The organism is Anaerolineae bacterium, assembly GCA_016931895.1.
GTDB lineage: Bacteria > Chloroflexota > Anaerolineae > 4572-78 > J111 > JAFGNV01.
Map to the genome: position 1 here is coordinate 1 of JAFGDY010000067.1, position 13,912 is coordinate 13,912.

A 13,912-nucleotide genomic window follows, 5' to 3' on the forward strand; every position below is an offset into this window, starting at 1 on the left:
AAGAAAATAACCTGGACCCGATAAATTTTAACGGCCAATTTTTATTTCGTGCTCAAAAAAGTGTCAACTAAATTGTGAACCATCCCAGGTTATCGAACCCTTTCTAAACAACAATTCTACCATGCCTTTTTAGAAACGAGCAACAAGTTTTACTTTATCTTTTTAAGACTTTGTTTAGATACCGGGATGGGCAAAAGACTTATTCACTTTATCTACCAAATCAGATATAATGGAGAGTGGTTGATTGTAGGCTTATTCGCCCAGACGAGAATTTGTTTGAACTTGGTCAAATGCAGCATCTAAAAGCCCTAAAGGTTTTGAAAACCTTGGGGCCTGGAGTAACTAAAAAAGGGGTGGGCATAGAAAAAAAATATGTTTTTATTCCATACTAATGTTGGTCTGGTGGGCAAAATCTGCCCATTTACACATTTATTGGTTGATTGTTTTCTTTTCAGGAGGTATGACTCGTGAAATTCAATGAAGATTGGTTAGCCACGATTATCGCGTTTGTGATCGTTGTCATTGTTTGGATTAATTTGATGCCCGCACTGCCGTGGCCGCTCTTTGGTTTTTGGGAGTAGGCCGGCTATCAGATCGGGTCAATGGTTGTAAGTAAGGTTGATTATTAAAAAATAATTTACAGGAGAGAAATAATGACCACATCAGTTACTTCAGCGCCTGAGAGCAAGTCTGTTTTTTCAAGGACACCAGGCCTGATTGTGGGGCTGATTTTAGTTATTCTTTTTGCCTTTATCATCGCCGAACTGGATGCCGGGATTTCGGTCTGGTTCGAGAGCCGGGGCATTGACAAGAATCCCTTTGAATATCCGTTGGTGGCGGCTATTCTGGGCTTGATGGTCAACGGCATTTTGCGGGCAACCAAAACCCACGATTTTGTGGCCCCGGCCATCAAAACCGAGTTCTTCCTCAAGGTCGGTCTGGTCTTGATGGGGTCTAAGGTGGCTTTTGGCGAGATTATGGCCAAAGGCTTTGGCGGCCTGATTCAGGGCCTCATCATGGTCACGGCGGTCTTTTTCTTCACCTGGTGGCTGGCCACCAAGATGAACATTGGCGAAACCCTCAAGGCGGTCATGGCCACCGCGGTGGCGATTTGTGGCGTCTCCGCCGCAATTGCGGCAGCCGGTTCGGTGCTGGCCAAAAAAGAGGAAATCACCTACATTACTGCGCTGGTCATCTTCACCGCGCTACCCTTAATGGTGATTATGCCCTGGTTGGGCGGTTTGATGGGGCTGTCGCCTACCGTAGCCGGGGCCTGGTTTGGCGGCAATATTGACACAACTGCCGCTGTGGTGGGGGCCGGAACGATGTATGGCCCGGAAGCGCAGCAGGTAGCCGCTATTGTCAAGATGGCCCAGAACGTATTGATCGGGGTGGTGGCCTTTGTCCTGGCCCTTTACTTTGTGATGGTCGTTGAACGCAGGCCGGAGGAGCGTCCCAGCGCGGCTATTATCTGGCATCGTTTCCCTAAATTTGTCCTGGGTTTCATTCTGCTGTCAATCCTGACCTCGGTGAACCTGTTTTCCAAAGAGCAGATTAGCCTATTGAGCCTTTATTCCAAATGGTTCTTTGCCCTGGCCTTCTTCTGCATTGGCCTGGAACTCTCTACCAAAGAGATTGGCAAGATGGGCTGGCCGCCGGTTATCGTCTACCTCGCGGCCACCGTCTTCAATACCTGTCTGGCCTTGCTGGCGGCCTGGATTATCTTTGGCGTGTTTGGATTTTAGGAGCAGTAGTTCCACGGGAACCGGGGCATCCATGCATCAGCGGGGGTGTCCGGCTTGAGCTACAACTTATATAGTTTATGGCAATGAACACATGGAGGGGGCGGGGGCGGCACTTTCGGTTCGGCATTATCCCCGATTCTCAAAAAGGCAGCAGCGGGGCCGGAGAGGGCATGCCGCCTGGCAAATGGTTCCTTAAAAACCCAGGCAGCAGGACCATCCCACACCGTCAATAAACCCTCGGCTAAGTGACCGTAACTTACCGGGAATACAGGAAAAGGCTGGCCACAAAATAGGCGAGGAATTTCCCCCTTTACTGCCATACCCAGATAGGTGCAAGGAGTTACCTGGCCCCGCTGATTGATAAAAACCGTATCCAGCGGGCGCGCATCACAAACCAGCACACTTTCATCCATACTCAACGGATACCTTCTGAAAACCAGCCCAAGTTGTTTGGCCCGCCTGGCCGCTTCTTGTAATATCGCCTCATATTCCGGCTTGGCCCCATTGGCGCAACTAAATACCCTCAAGTTGTCTTGCGCCTGATAGGGGGTGTAATCCAGGTTAATGGCGACCACCTCGTTGGCCCCTATCTCTGCGGCCGTATCAATAAAATCCGGCAATTCGCCGATACTGGGCCGGGTAAGCAGATAAGATAGGACAATCACCGGCTTATCAGCATTTACCTGCATTTTTAAGTTGGCCAAACGGCGAACATTCTCCTTGAGCTGCGCCAGCCCGGACCCACAACGCAACGCCTCGTGGGTGGCGGCAGTATTGCCGCTGAAAGATATATCTACCAGATCACCCTCTTCCGCCACAAAACGACGGGCATTTTTTTCATCCAAGAGCATGCCGTTGGTGGTAAAGCCCACTCGCCGCGCCCTCTCTTTGGCCAGTCTGAACATATCCCACAAACGAGGATGCAACAGCGGCTCCCCCCAACCCTGCAAATATACCCAATCCACCCCCAAAAAATAAGGAGATACAGCATCCCGATACAACTCCCAGGAAAAATCGCCCCGTTCCCACCGATCCCCCAAAACACTATTGGGGCAAAACGTACATTTAAGCTGGCATCGCGTGGTCACTTCTATTTGCAGCACAGAAATGGGCGACCCGCGTTTTTCAGTTTTTCCCAAAAAACGTTGTAGGAGTTTCAGCACGTCTTCACCCGCCGGAGAATTCCCCACAAATGGAGATTTATCATAGTCCCGTGAGCATTGCACTTTTTTTCCACAACTGGGAAGCAAGTTCATCATTCAAAGCGTTTTTGGCATACGGAACTTGTTTGCATCTATCAAAGAAACTTCCGGTGACACCGCTTACCTCATGAGAGGTAGCCAGATACAACGGGCCTTCCGCTCCCTGGTCAGCAGATTTTCCAAATAACTGACCCAGCCGGACAAATAACCTGGGCCAGCCGGACATATTGGCGGCCAGATTAGATTGAATAATACCCGGATGAACGGCGTTGATGGTCATGGCGTTGACGGTCAAACGACGGGCAAATTCTCTGGTGAAGAGGGCGTTGCACAGTTTGGTGTTGGCGTAAGTTCGAAATGGGTGAAAATTATCACCCGTAGGCAGTTTCTCCAGGTCTACATTACCCATGGCGTAAAGACTGGCATTTACATTCACAATCCGGCCAGGGCCATTTTCTTGCAGCCGTTCTAATAGTAGTTGCGAAAGCAAAAATGGGGCCAGGTGATTGACCGCAAACGATATTTCAAGGCCATCTTCATTACGTTCAAGCTGAGTTGCCCATACCCCGGCATTGTTGATCAGCGCCCCAATCTCAGGCACTTTCTCAAGGAGTCTCTCGGCTACAGCGCGAACCTTCGCCGGTGAGGAAAGATCGCCAATAACTAATTCTACGGAGGAATTATTTGTCGCGGCCCGAATCTCATCAATCGCGCAGCCTCCCTTTTCTGGATTTCGGCACAGTATAATCACCCTCAGCCCGCGCGCTGCTAAACCATGAGCAATCGCTTTGCCAATTCCTGCATTGGCCCCGGTCACAACGTATCCAGGTTTTTTCATTGCCAACCCTCCTTAAAAAATTGTTTCGCTGATGGCGGCCGCTCAGATAAACCTACTTCTGTGCAGAGAAGATATTTAGGCCATAAAAGGTATGTTTGGGCTGCCATTTTGTTATTGTCGTTCTCGCCAACATCGCCTCAATCTCTGCCGGGGTGTACGCCGCGTTTACCGACGTCACCATCTCTCTGGCCTGCCGCCGTCCGGCCCGCACCCTTAGCCCCAAATATAACAACCACATTGGCAGCCGGGGCTGATCTCTACGCAAATCCGCCACGTAGATTATCCCGGTAGGCTTCCGCACCCGATTGATCTCGTCAAACACTTGCTCCGGCCCAACCCAATGATGGAGTGAGCCATAGCTGATGACGGCATCAAAGTAGTCGTCGGGAAAGGGCATCTCTTTGGCATCGGCTGTTTCAAAGGAGATCCACTTTGCTAAGCCTCTTTTTTCAACCAGCGCCTGGCCTGCCTCAGTCATCTGTTCTGAAATATCAAGCCCGATGATCTCTACATCGGGCTTCTTTTTAGCCAACGTCATCGCCAGCATCCCGAATCCTGTCCCCACATCCAGAACCCGGCCGGCAATGGGGGCCAGCTTTGTGGCTCTGTCCACAACTTCTTGATACACATAGCCCATTAGCTTCTCAGACAGACGAATATAGTTTTCAATCTGGTCAGGATCAACCACTGCTTCTGGTTCAGGTATCCGTTCTTGGGTCATTAATTTTTCCTCCAATGAAAAATTTCCACGTTAGGCTTACTCCTGCGGCTCGTAGCAACAGCGAAAACCGGTGTCGTCGCTGCGATGCAGCGGCGCGGCCCAACTACGGTAAGCACAGCGGCTGTTCTGCCGCCCTTGCCGCCGGGAGCCGCCCCGGATGGTTTGTTTATCCAACGCCGCTTCAATTTGTTGAGGATTGGCCACGCAGCCGGTTTCGTGCCAGCGGGGCATCAGGCCTTGACCGGCCAGATTATAAACCAACACCTCGCGGCCATCGTTTGGATCGTAAGGGTATGGGCCAAACAAAGAAGAACACCACTCTTGGGCGTTACCGGCCACATCGGCCACGCCGTAAGGGCTGTCGCCCTGGGGTGAAAATTGATTAACGGGCGTGGTTGGGGCGGGTTTGCCTTCGCCGTGGTTGCACAGTTTCCCGTGCCATTGATTCCCCCACGGGTACAGCCGGCCATCCGGGCCACGGGCGGCTTTCTCCCATTCCGGTTCGGTGGGTAATCGAATGGGCCGGTCGGTTACTGCCGCGGCCCATTGGCAAAAAGCGGCCGCATCGTGAAACGAAACGCCCACTACGGGGTGGTCGGCCTGAGCCGCCGGGAACCGGCCATCGGGCCAAAAACGGGGGGGGCGGTGGCCGGTGGCTTGTACGAACAGGGCATACTGTTTATTGGCAACCGGGTAACGCATAATATAAAAATTGGAAATGTGGAGCCGGTGTTGCGGCTCCTCGTCGGTTTGAGCCAGCCGGTCCGCCGACGGATTACTGCCAATAATAAATTCTCCAGCGGGGATCAGGACAAACTCCAGGTTAAGTTCTTTTGCAGACATAATCAATTTTATAAATGCGGCCAGCCTCTATCATAACACTTTGCCAGGGTACCAAACAATCCCTCTTTGGCCGGCAAAAGTGCTCCTGAAAATTCTAAAGGCTGAATCTGTGAGCTAATGAGCCTGGGAAAATCAGCGAGTGGCCCACAACTTCCGCAAGCGATGAGCCGCCAGCTTGGGACGGCGGTCACGGGTGAATACGCCCTTCAAGTTCAGGCTGCCCACTCGCCGGACGCCTTGCGAGGTTTGGAAGTCGCACATGTTCCAAACGTGCTCGCCAACCACGTAAGGTTTGCGACGCAAAACTTCACTATATCGTTCGAGCATATCGGCCTGATACTCTTCGCTGAACATATCGGGCGGCTGGGCGTGATGGCCGGGCACGGTGTCGGCCCCGTACTCGCTCAGGATAAGCGGTTTTTTGAATTTTGCATACAATGCTTCGATTTCGGATTCCAGATTCACGCAGCCTGCCTCAAGCTGCCCGGATTCGGTATACCAGCCGTAATAACGATTGAGGCACATCAAGTCGCAAAACTCAAAAGATTCCTCGGCCAAGCCTACATGACTCACCAGGGTGGCGGGGCGAGTTGGATCGAGCGATTTGCATAGGTCATACAGATTACGAAAGAACGGTTTGGCTTCCGGCACCGCCGAATGCGGCTCGTTGGCCAAGCTCCACATCATTACGCTGGGGTGATTCTTATCACGGGCCACCAGTTCGTTGATATATTGGCGGCACAACTGCAACCGGCGGTCTAAACCTTCTGTAGCAAAGAACAACCCCACTGCCGGCGTTTCGTCAATCACCAGAAAACCCAGACGGTCGGCCAGGTCTATCATTTGTTCCGAATAAGGATAATGCGTGGTGCGGAATGAGTTGGCGCCCACCCATTTCATCAGAGCATAATCCTTTATGATTACCGCGGGCACATAGCCTCGACCCGTTATCGGGAAATCTTCGTGACGGCCAAAACCCTGCAAGTAGATGCGCTGGCCGTTGAGCAGCAAAGCATCGCCCCCTACTTTGATTTCGCGGATGCCGATGGGTAGCGTATAACGATCATAAACCGTACCCTGCCGAACCAACTCTACTGTCAATGTGTACAGGTGGGGCGAGTTGGGCGACCACAAGACTGCCTCAGGTACATCCAGTACCATTTCGGCCGTGTCACCGGAAATCCGAGCTTCGGCCTGCACCGTGGTGCCCAGCGAAAAACGCGCCACGGTCGCGTCTGTCCTAGCCAGGTTGATTTTGATATGTACACGCCCGGGCAATTCGGTCACAACGGTTAGATCGGTAATAGCCTCCGGCGGCACGGCAGTCAGCAAAACGGGCCGGTGAAGACCACAGTAAGGGAAAAAGTCAAACGAAGTGGGCGGAAAATTCTGGCACTGATCTATAAACATGTGGCGGGGGTCCGGCGGAACTTTACCCGGCGGCACCCGATCAGGAGCCAGTTCACCCTCAACCCGGACGACCAGGCTATTATTCTCAGGTCGAACGTATGGGGTGAGGTCAAACGCAAAGGGTAAGTGCCCCCCCTCATGCTCGCCCAAACGGGCGCCGTTGAGCCAAACCTCGGCCAGGTAGTTGACCGAACCAAAGCGAACCCCAATCCGCTGCCGGGCCGCATTCCACCCCCACGGCAAATCAAAGCGTGTTTGATACCAGGTTTGGCCCAAATAGTCGCGCCTCTCGGCAAATTGGTCGTTCCAACTGGCCGGCACGGCCACGGGACAACCACCGGTAAAACCATTGGTCCAGCCGGCCTGCCGGCCCCGGTTTTCCGGGTCAAAACGTAACTCCCAAAATCCGGAAAGGTCAAAAACCTGACGAAATGGGTTTGATTGTGGATAGAGCATAGGGCCTCCGCTGGCGCTAACTTTTTACAAACGGGATACGCAGTATTGGTTGAATTGAGGCGATAAGAGCCATCGCCGCCCGGGGTCTTCTGACAGGTAGTGAATGGTCACTTTGGTCATACGGGTGACGCCTGCAAAATAATCCGCTGCCACAGAGCCTGGGGCCACTTTCCGCAACTTTGACGGTTTAGTTTTGCGGCGGTCTTTCACGCAGCGGCAGCGCGGGCAAAAGTAACAGCCGTATTCCGCCTTAGCCCTTGACCCCGGTGGTGGCAATGCCCTCGACAAAGAAGCGCTGGAAGGTAAGGAAGAGAATAATTACGGGTATCAGCGATACAAGCGAGGCCGCCATAATCAAGGCGTAATTGGCGGAATACTGCATGATGAACATGCGCAGGCCCAACTGAATGGTTTTGAGGGACTGGGAGTTTAGGTAGATCAGTGGTCCCATGAAGTCGTTCCAGACAAAAACGGCGGTAAAGATGGTTAACGTGGCCAGCGCCGGCTGCGAAAGCGGGAGCATGATCCGGAAATAAATCCCGTATTCGCTCAGGCCATCAATGCGCGCGGCATCAATGATATCGTTGGGGATGCTGATAAAGAACTGGCGCATCAGGAAAACGCCAAACGCCGAGAAGGCCTGCAACAGGATCAATGACGTATGTGTATCAACCAGGTCCAATCTTCGCATCATGATAAACTGCGGCACCATGTAGGACTGCCAGGGGATGGCAATACTGGCAATGTAGGCAAGAAAGATAATGTCTCTGCCCTTGAAATCAAGCTTGGCAAAGGCGTAACCGGCAAAACTGCTGGTAAAGAGTTGAAGCAGGGTGATAATGACCGTCAGCTTGGCGGTGTTGGCAAAGAAGGTGAGGTAAGGAATTTGGGTCCAAATCTTTACATAATTACTCCAGCGCGGATCCACTGGAATCCACTGAATCGGGAAGCGAAAGACATCCTTATCCAGCTTGAGTGAGGCAGAGAGCATCCACAGGAAGGGCAGCAACATGATTACCGCCAGGGAAATCAAAAAAACATAGGTGATGGTCTTGTTAAACCCTATCCTGAACTGATAGGTGAGGAGGCCGTTCTCACTTTTGGCCTGTTTTGATAAGCTGTACACTTCAGTATCGCCTCCGCGCTTACATATAACTAACCCAACGTTTTTCCATGCGGAATTGAATAATGGTGATAACCAGAACGATGACAAACAGCACCATGGCTATGGCGCTGGAGTAGCCAAATCGGAACTCCTTAAAGGCTGTGTTATAGGTGTGAATCACCAACACATTGGTGGCGCGCCCCGGGCCACCGCCCGTCATGACCATGATCAGATCGAAGACTTTAAAGGAGGCGATGATGAGCATAATGCTGACAAAGAAGGTGGCGGGGGTTAGCATAGGCAAGGTGACGTAACGAAATTTCTGCCAGGCGTTTGCGCCATCAATCTCGGCTGCCTCATAGAGATACGAGGGAATACCCTGCAAAGCAGCCAGGTAAATGACCATGTAATACCCCATCCCCTTCCAGATACTGGCCATGATAACGGTGGGCATTGCCCAATCCACCGATGCGGTCCAGCGGGGTGGATTTTCTACGCCCAGTGCCACCAGTAGCTGGTTTACGGGTCCCATCGCCGGATGGAAGAGCATGTTCCAGACGACGGCAACCGCGACCAGAGAGGCCACATAGGGAAAGAAGAAGGTGGTGCGGAAGAAATTCCTCCCCCGTAGGGGCTGGTTGAGCAGTAAGGCCAGCCCGAGCGCCGCGGCCATCGTCGGGGGTACTGTGCCGATAACATAGTAGAAGGTGTTGACCAGAGAAATGCGGAAGGTTGTATCGCGGAACAACTGCCTGAAATTGTCTAATCCCGCCCAGGAAACCACATTCGCCCCATCCCAGTTCATTAATGCCAGCGCGAGGGAGAAGACCATAGGCACTAACGTGAATATGGCGAAGCCAAGTAAATTGGGGAGGATGAAGGAGTAGGCAATCAGGTTTTGCCTGAGTGCTCCTCGCCGCGCGCCGGTGGCATATTGTTTGAGACGGTTTAATTGTATAGAGTCCATAAGGTTAGAAAAAATCTTTCACTCTATCGCCTAAAAAGTTGTCTGAAAAGCATGTCATTTCGAGGCCATAAGCCGAGAAATCCCCGGAATCTCGCCGGAAAACCTTACGCCGTAGGGATTTCTCGCTACGCTCGAAATGACATGTTAGGCTTTTTAGACAGGCTCTAAGAGCCTACGCATGATCCGGGACTTAACCCGGAAGATAGGTGTCCCTAATCATGAGTTGGGCGACAGTATACAGCCAGAGTAGCAAGGCAGCAAACGGCCTAGCGCCCATCCCTCACCTGCTCTACACCCACACGTCGCTCATACCTGGCAGGGAAGTCCCGCTGTGTAGACGAGACTTCCCCACAGATATTGTCTAACCGGCGCCTGCGTTATTGACTCAGCGCTTCTGAGATACGGCTGGTCATTGACGCAATCCCTTCGTCCACGGGGACAGATTCGGTCATGATCAGGTCGTGTTCCTCGTTCAAGATCTGTTCAACTGCGCCTACTTTGGGGTGCATCGGGAGTTCGAGGCGAACGGTCGCTGTCTGCAAGGCCTCGGTGGCTCCGGGCGGAACTCCCTCGAGGGAGGAAAAGACTCCGAGTATCTCCGCATTGCGCATGGCCGGGAGATTGCCGGTAGCGGCCAGGGCTTTGGCTCCTTCGGGGCCGCCGTAGAACTTGATAAAATCCCAGGCAGCATCTTTGTTCTTCGAGTTCGTGTTGATGGCCAGGGAAGTCAGCGTGCCGGCGGTTGTTCCGGGCTCGACCCCTTCAGGGTGCGGGTACTTCACCACGTCCCAGTTAAAATCTATCTCACCCGCGTTTTTGGCCGCAATCAGCGAGCCGATGAACCAGGACCCCATCGGGAGCATGGCAATCTGTTGGTTCTTGAAGACGCCCGAGTAGTGGACACTGCCCGCCTTCAACTCGCCATAATCCATGATGATGTCATCATCCTGCATAGCCACAACCATGTCGTACATCGGTTTCATGAAGCTGTAATCGGTGGCGATGACCGTGTTCTTGCCATCCTGCACCGTTGCCAGCTCAACGGTCGAGCGCCAAGTGTGAAAATGGGCGCCATAGACCTTATCGGCGCCTTCGCCGCTGGTCATCTGGCGCGCTATTTGATCAAATTCTTTCCACGTCATGTCATTGGTGGGATAGTCAACGCCGGCCTTGTCAAAGAGATCCTTGTTATAGTAAAGGATCCAAATATCGCTGCGGAACGGAAGGCCGTAGATCGAGCCTTCGAAGGTCAGCTCTTCGGCCGCGCCGCTATAGACACTCAGGTCAAGCCCATCCGCTTCGATGTAGCTTTCCAGCGGTATAATCTGACCCCGAGTTAGCATGGCGGAATAACCAGGAATATCTTTGATCGTGATGATATCAGTCTCGTCGCCACCCGAGAGCATGATATTGACCTTATCCTGATACTCGGCCGAAGAAATGTCAATCAATTCCACGGTGACGTTGGGATTTTGGGCTTGATAAGCGTCTACCACGGCCTGCCAATAGGGAGTGGTGCCGATATCCCATGCCGTCATCTTGAGAGCAATAGGTTCTGCTGGTTCTTCAGCCGCCGGTTCTTCGGCTGCTGGTTCTTCAGCCGCCGGTTCTTCGGCCGCTGGCTCTGCGGCTGCCGGTTCTTCGGCCGCTGGCGCTTCGGCCGCCGGTTCTTCAGCTGCCGGCTCGGGGGCCGGGGCAGAGGGCGCACACGCCGCCAAAACTAGCGACAACAAAACAAGCAGGGTTAACAGAGTAGATAAACGTTTCATTAGGTTCCTCCTAAATTTAGATTAGATTAAGTGGATGATAATCGCTTTTCGAATACCACAGGCATCCGAGAAGCGTGGGAACAATAGCTGAGGGGGATAGCCTCTGAAGAAGAATCGAATTCCTGACACCTCCTCTAAAAACAGCTTTGTTAGTTAGGAAGATGGACGATCTCAGGGTTGAATCGGGTAATTGAAGCAGGTGTGCAATTATATCAAAGAATGTAAGAGATTATATATTTTTTCTTTACATTTGTCAATTATTACTTGTATTTTACAAAAATTGCAGTATAATTTACTGTAATAATTTTCCTTGACTCTATTCAAGATTTTCAGTACAGTTTTTTCATAATTTTTCCAGGAGAAAAACACGATGACCAGGGAAAAACGTCCTACGCTCGCCGATGTTGCCCACCATGCCCAGGTTTCCACAGCCACCGTCTCGCGGGTACTGCGCAATACAGGCCCCGTAAGCCAGGACCTTCGCCAGCGAATTGAGACATCTGTGGCAGCGTTGGGTTACATCCCTCGGCGAAAAACCTCTGATCAGGCAGGCAAGGGGACGATTGCTCTGTTGGTGGGTGACTTGCTTAATCCATATTTTCTGGAGATAGCTCAAGGCGTTCAGGATGAAGCTGATAACTATGAACTGATCTTAACGTTGTACAACTTAGCCGACCATCCGCAACGACAACATCAGCTCTTACAAAAACTGAGCAAGCCCCCGGTTGCGGGCGTTCTTCTGGCCGGATTGACACCATTTCCAGAGTTGTTGGCATGGCAAGAACGCCAGCAGGTGCCCTTGGTGCTCTTCAATCGGCGAGTCTCCCAGCCGAGTGTACACTGCATTGTGGTAGATTTTGAAAACGCCATGTATCGCGCCACGCAACACTTGCTGGGGCTGAACCATAGCCGCATAGGTCATCTGGCTTCACCCAGCACGGGTGAAATCGCTCAGGCTCGTCAACGTGGGATTGAGGCTGCCCTAACAGAGGCCGGGTTGGCGTTGCAGCCTGAGTGGTGTCCTGTAGTTCCACCCGGCACTGAAGTGGGGGGAGGGTTTCAGGCAATGAGGGCGTTGCTGGATTTGCCTGAAAACAGACGCCCAACTGCGGTCATCGCTTTTAATGATATTATCGCCGTAGGCGCCTTGCACGCTGTACGCAGTTATGGCCTGCGCGTACCTCAAGATATTTCAATTATTGGCGTGGACGACATTGCTATTGCTGCCCATACACATCCACCCCTCACTACCATTGACCAACCCAAATACCGGATGGGCAAATTGGCGGTGCAAACTTTGCGACGCATGAGCGAGGGTAAGTTCAACCTCGGCAATAATTGCACCCTTCTAGAAAGCCCATTGGTCGTCCGCGAGTCAACCGCGCCTTGCCCTGTCTAGTTCATCTCCAGCCCCCCTCTAGGGATAACGGCGTCCAACCCTAATTTAACGCGAACGTCGCAAGTCACATACCCGCACGGCTGCGAGATCGTCCCTTCAATGCCAGAACGTTTGGGCCGGCACGGCCTATGCCCTGAGCAACGCCAACCCAAGTCAGCCCCTCGACCTGGACTATGACAACCTCTACACCACCCTCCCCGGTGAATTGGCCTGGTGGTCCGATCTACCCAACCGCCATCTCAATACCCTCCTGGCCGAGTTCCGGGCGGCCACCGGGCAGGAGCAACCCGGCTTCAACCTTGAGCCGGGTTTTACTAACGCTTCTTCAGCTTCGGCCAGCAATCGGTTGATTTTATCCAGATTTCTCATGGCTAGCTCATGGGGCAACGCTTTTGACGGCCTCAGAAAACGGGGGGACAAATATCATCAATTCTGTGATGACGATCAGATCAAGAGAAAAAGGAAACAAAAGGTGAAGTTTGAAATTGATACATTTTGTGGCCCGGGTGAATACGCCAAAGCCATTGTCACTTAACCCATAGTTACTGAATGCAAGGGTATGCTTCCAATAATTTACCGAGAGTACGAGGATGTATTCCCGGTATTCAGACAAATGCCTCGTTGTTTTTCCTCGCGTCAGGCCTCTTCCTCAGACATTACCAGATCATCCAGGGAAACATTCAACACTTTAGAAATGGCCTGCAACACCTCAGCGGTGCCTTTACGCCGGCCCGACTCCAACTGAGACAAATAGGGCTTGCTGATGCCCGCTGCTTCGGCCACTTGCTGTTGGGTCAGCCCGCGATATTCCCGCCAGACCCTGAGGGGATTTTCCCCATCCAGCAGGGCATACGTCACCCGACTGGGAATGAGTTCCTCCCCATTGGCCATAGCCAGCTTTGCTTCATCATAATCGCGAACATCCTGCAACATTTCGGCTTCGGCCACCAGACGCTGATACTCTTTGTAGGGCACCACAGCGTACTCAGGCCGGCCGTTTTTTTCAATAATTTGTACGCTCATCAATACACACCTCCTCGCGAAGCCACCTTCAGCACCATAATCACCAAACGATCATCCTCAAGTTCATAGATCACGCGCCAATCACCTACCCGCAATCGGTAACCGGGCCGTCCTTGCAGTCTGGTCACGTTCGGGTTGCGCGCGTACGGGTCCTGGGCCAGTTGATCGAGCTTTTCGCGGATGAGGCGGGCCGTCTTGCGCGACATTTTGCGCAACGCCCGGTCTGCTTGCTTGGTGAAGAAGACCTCATACATACCGATATGTTAGCACAATGCTAACCGTACTGCAAACTTTACTTCCCAATAATATGATCAACATAGAAAGGATGTGAAAACAATGGCTAACCGACAAAACACCAACCCTGATGCCAGTCATTTCCACGGCAGCGGCCAATACGTCAGGCAGATCATCAAATGCCTGGAACAGGTGAACAG

At 52.3% G+C, this 13,912-nt stretch carries 13 protein-coding genes; 3 read left to right on the top strand and 10 right to left on the bottom strand.

Annotated elements, in window-relative coordinates; translation table 11 throughout:
• The first annotated feature begins 653 nt into the window (after positions 1-653).
• Positions 654-1,745: a putative sulfate exporter family transporter gene (locus JW953_05345; GenBank protein ID MBN1992107.1), complete on the top strand. Its 1,092-nt coding sequence runs from the start codon at positions 654-656 to the stop codon at positions 1,743-1,745.
• Positions 1,746-1,804: 59 nt separating this feature from the next.
• On the opposite strand, the gene JW953_05350 is transcribed toward JW953_05345, so the two are convergent.
• From JW953_05350 to JW953_05385, 8 genes are all read right to left on the bottom strand, one after another.
• Positions 1,805-2,908, bottom strand: a complete 1,104-nt coding sequence (locus JW953_05350) for a radical SAM protein (GenBank protein MBN1992108.1) — start codon at positions 2,906-2,908, stop codon at positions 1,805-1,807.
• A gap of 40 nt (positions 2,909-2,948) precedes the next feature.
• Positions 2,949-3,791: an SDR family oxidoreductase gene (locus tag JW953_05355; protein ID MBN1992109.1), complete on the bottom strand. Its 843-nt coding sequence runs from the start codon at positions 3,789-3,791 to the stop codon at positions 2,949-2,951.
• Positions 3,792-3,837: 46 nt separating this feature from the next.
• Entirely contained in the window at positions 3,838-4,506 is a 669-nt protein-coding gene (locus tag JW953_05360; GenBank protein MBN1992110.1) for a class I SAM-dependent methyltransferase, read from the bottom strand.
• Between the two features lie 36 nt (positions 4,507-4,542).
• Entirely contained in the window at positions 4,543-5,349 is an 807-nt protein-coding gene (locus JW953_05365; protein ID MBN1992111.1) for a formylglycine-generating enzyme family protein, read from the bottom strand.
• A 132-nt stretch (positions 5,350-5,481) separates the two neighbouring features.
• On the bottom strand, positions 5,482-7,215 hold the full coding sequence (uidA, locus tag JW953_05370) for a beta-glucuronidase (protein MBN1992112.1): 1,734 nt from the start codon (positions 7,213-7,215) through the stop codon (positions 5,482-5,484).
• Between the two features lie 250 nt (positions 7,216-7,465).
• Positions 7,466-8,227, bottom strand: a complete 762-nt coding sequence (locus JW953_05375; protein MBN1992113.1) for a carbohydrate ABC transporter permease — start codon at positions 8,225-8,227, stop codon at positions 7,466-7,468.
• A 133-nt stretch (positions 8,228-8,360) separates the two neighbouring features.
• Positions 8,361-9,287: a sugar ABC transporter permease gene (locus JW953_05380; protein ID MBN1992114.1), complete on the bottom strand. Its 927-nt coding sequence runs from the start codon at positions 9,285-9,287 to the stop codon at positions 8,361-8,363.
• 377 nt (positions 9,288-9,664) lie between these two features.
• On the bottom strand, positions 9,665-11,056 hold the full coding sequence (locus tag JW953_05385; GenBank protein ID MBN1992115.1) for a sugar ABC transporter substrate-binding protein: 1,392 nt from the start codon (positions 11,054-11,056) through the stop codon (positions 9,665-9,667).
• 370 nt (positions 11,057-11,426) lie between these two features.
• Here JW953_05385 and JW953_05390 point away from each other — a divergent pair, with 370 nt between their 5' ends.
• Positions 11,427-12,455: a LacI family DNA-binding transcriptional regulator gene (locus JW953_05390; GenBank protein ID MBN1992116.1), complete on the top strand. Its 1,029-nt coding sequence runs from the start codon at positions 11,427-11,429 to the stop codon at positions 12,453-12,455.
• 205 nt (positions 12,456-12,660) lie between these two features.
• A complete protein-coding gene (locus JW953_05395; GenBank protein MBN1992117.1) occupies positions 12,661-12,990 on the top strand; it encodes a hypothetical protein in 330 nt (109 codons plus the stop codon).
• A gap of 101 nt (positions 12,991-13,091) precedes the next feature.
• Here the strand turns inward: JW953_05395 and JW953_05400 are convergent, their stop codons facing one another.
• Together JW953_05400 and JW953_05405 are read right to left on the bottom strand one after the other, a co-directional pair.
• On the bottom strand, positions 13,092-13,478 hold the full coding sequence (locus tag JW953_05400; GenBank protein MBN1992118.1) for a helix-turn-helix transcriptional regulator: 387 nt from the start codon (positions 13,476-13,478) through the stop codon (positions 13,092-13,094).
• Positions 13,478-13,732, bottom strand: coding sequence for a type II toxin-antitoxin system RelE/ParE family toxin (locus JW953_05405; GenBank protein ID MBN1992119.1), 255 nt, complete (start codon positions 13,730-13,732; stop codon positions 13,478-13,480). The genes JW953_05400 and JW953_05405 overlap by 1 nt, the downstream gene beginning before the upstream one ends.
• Positions 13,733-13,912 lie beyond the last annotated feature (180 nt).

What these genes read in the sequence shown, in the direction of transcription:
- JW953_05360 (MBN1992110.1), bottom strand. Translation starts at nt 4,506, where the DNA reads ATGACCCAAGAACGGATACCTGAACCAGAAGCAGTGGTTGATCCTGAC.
- JW953_05365 (MBN1992111.1), bottom strand. Translation starts at nt 5,349, where the DNA reads ATGTCTGCAAAAGAACTTAACCTGGAGTTTGTCCTGATCCCCGCTGGA.
- JW953_05405 (MBN1992119.1), bottom strand. Translation starts at nt 13,732, where the DNA reads ATGTATGAGGTCTTCTTCACCAAGCAAGCAGACCGGGCGTTGCGCAAA.
- uidA (MBN1992112.1), bottom strand. Translation starts at nt 7,215, where the DNA reads ATGCTCTATCCACAATCAAACCCATTTCGTCAGGTTTTTGACCTTTCC.
- JW953_05380 (MBN1992114.1), bottom strand. Translation starts at nt 9,287, where the DNA reads ATGGACTCTATACAATTAAACCGTCTCAAACAATATGCCACCGGCGCG.
- JW953_05400 (MBN1992118.1), bottom strand. Translation starts at nt 13,478, where the DNA reads ATGAGCGTACAAATTATTGAAAAAAACGGCCGGCCTGAGTACGCTGTG.
- JW953_05390 (MBN1992116.1), top strand. Translation starts at nt 11,427, where the DNA reads ATGACCAGGGAAAAACGTCCTACGCTCGCCGATGTTGCCCACCATGCC.
- JW953_05385 (MBN1992115.1), bottom strand. Translation starts at nt 11,056, where the DNA reads ATGAAACGTTTATCTACTCTGTTAACCCTGCTTGTTTTGTTGTCGCTA.
- JW953_05375 (MBN1992113.1), bottom strand. Translation starts at nt 8,227, where the DNA reads ATGTTGCTGCCCTTCCTGTGGATGCTCTCTGCCTCACTCAAGCTGGAT.
- JW953_05345 (MBN1992107.1), top strand. Translation starts at nt 654, where the DNA reads ATGACCACATCAGTTACTTCAGCGCCTGAGAGCAAGTCTGTTTTTTCA.